The organism is Alcanivorax sp. HI0083, assembly GCF_001635175.1.
Genome location: NZ_LWFX01001473.1, coordinates 1 through 1,503, shown reverse-complemented (window position 1 = coordinate 1,503; position 1,503 = coordinate 1). Strand labels below are relative to the sequence as shown.

1 protein-coding gene is annotated in these 1,503 nt (G+C 61.1%); it reads left to right on the top strand.

From position 1 onward, the window contains the following. Window positions 1-409: 409 nt before the first annotated feature. Window positions 410-1,503, top strand: a 1,094-nt coding sequence (locus A3754_RS22325; RefSeq protein ID WP_304439859.1) for a proton-conducting transporter membrane subunit, incomplete at its 3' end; no start/stop codon positions are given.

Sequence of the window (1,503 nt, the reverse complement as noted above, 5' to 3'; positions counted from 1 at the left end):
AGGGCGGGGGAGGCGAGTTGAAAGTTTAAAGTTGAAAGTTCAAAAGCGCGGGAGGGGCTCTCAAGGGTTTCATGTGGTGTGCCCGCGCCATTACCGGTGATCGCGGAGAGGGGCGGGCAATTCCCTCGGCCTGAGACCGCGTTTCAACTTTGAACTTTGAACTTTAAACTCGCCCCTGTCCCGTATCGCACCCGCCGCCCGCCCATGGCATACTCGGTGTCCCATTTCATCAATACGGATGCCATGACCGCTTCTCTGGTCCAGCCTTGTTGCATCACCCTGTCCCAGTGCCCGCGCCGGGGGCGGCGTCCGTATTTTCCTGATCCGCCGTTGTCATTGTCTTTCTGAGTTACCCTGTTCAAGCTAACGGGCGGGTTGCCGCCCTTGTGACAATGACAACGGATTGACTATGAATCTTGCTTTTGTGGTGATGTTGCCCTTTCTGGGTGCGTTTCTGCCACCATTGGTGGAACGCGTGACGGGGAACCGCACCTTGCTGGCCTGCGGGGCGGCGGCGTTGCCGGCCCTGGCGCTGGCACTGCTTTTTAACCCGGCTCGCCAGGTGTTTGCCGGGGAAACCCTGCACAGCACCCTGCGCTGGATTCCCTCGCTGGATCTGTCGCTGGCCTTCCGCCTGGATGGCCTGGCCTTGCTGTTCGCCATTCTGGTGCTGGGCATCGGCCTGCTGGTGATTCTCTATGCCCGCTATTACCTCTCTGCGAAAGAGAAGGCCGGGCGTTTCTATGCTTATTTGCTGCTCTTTATGGGCGCTATGCTCGGGGTGGTCACCAGTGACAACCTGCTGTTGCTGGTGGTGTTCTGGGAGCTGACCAGCCTCAGTTCCTTCCTGCTGATCGGCTTTTGGGGCCACCAGACCGGCGCGCGCAAGGGCGCGCGCATGGCCATGACGGTCACCGGCATGGGCGGCCTGGCGCTGCTGGCCGGGGTGCTGTTGATCGGCGATGTGGTGGGGTCGTTCTCACTGACCGAGGTGCTGGCCAGCGGCGACCTGATCCGCGGCAGTGAGTTGTACCCGCTGATTCTGTGTCTGGTGTTGCTGGGGGCCTTTACCAAGAGCGCCCAGTTCCCGTTCCATTTCTGGTTGCCCCATGCCATGGCCGCGCCCACGCCAGTGAGCGCCTACCTGCATTCGGCCACTATGGTAAAAGCCGGGGTGTTCCTGCTGGCGCGTTTGTACCCGGCGCTGGCGGGTACTGACCTGTGGTTCGAAATTGTCACCCTGGCGGGCATGGCGACCTTACTATGGGGGGCCGCGGTGGCGCTGTTCCAGCATGACCTGAAGGGGCTGCTGGCGTATTCGACCATCAGCCACCTGGGCCTGATTACCTTGCTGTTCGGTCTCAACAGTGAGCTGGCGGCGGTGGCAGCGGTGTTCCATATCATCAACCACGCGACCTTCAAGGCCAGCCTGTTTATGGCGGCGGGGATTATTGACCACGAAACCGGCACCCGCGACATGCGCCGGATCAATGGCCTGTGGAA